Annotated in this window: 1 protein-coding gene; it reads right to left on the bottom strand. The window is 68.8% G+C overall.

Features of this window, described 5'->3' with window-relative positions; all coding sequences use genetic code 11:
- Positions 1-384: GNAT family N-acetyltransferase (locus LPA54_RS41825; RefSeq protein ID WP_228985565.1), on the bottom strand; the 384-nt coding region annotated here is incomplete at both ends.

The raw sequence follows: 384 nt of genomic DNA, 5'->3' as shown, positions 1-384 counted from the left end.
AGGGCCGGCTCCTTCTGCACCGCACCCAGCAGCCGGTCGAGTGCCATCTCCACGTCTTCCTTCCAGGAGAGTGTCGACCTCAGTTCCAGACGCAGCCGGGGGTGGGCGGGATGCTGGCGGACCGTCTTGAAGCCCACGGCGAGCAGATGGTCCGCGGGCAGCACACAGGCCGGCTCCTTCCACCGGGCGTCGCCGAAGGCCTCGATCGCCTTGAACCCCCGGCGCAGCAGATCTTTCGCCACCGTCTGCACCATGACGCGGCCGAGTCCCTGTCCCTGGTAGTCGGGCAGGATGAAGGCGGTCATCAGCTGCACCGCGTCGGGAGACACCGGGCTGGTGGGGAATGCCATGGAGCGCGGCACATAGGCGGGGGGCGCGTAGAGG

Origin of the sequence: Streptomyces sp. DH12, from assembly GCF_020873895.1 — a bacterium.
Classification (GTDB): Bacteria; Actinomycetota; Actinomycetes; order Streptomycetales; family Streptomycetaceae; genus Streptomyces.
This window is presented reverse-complemented; position numbering and strand designations above follow the sequence as displayed.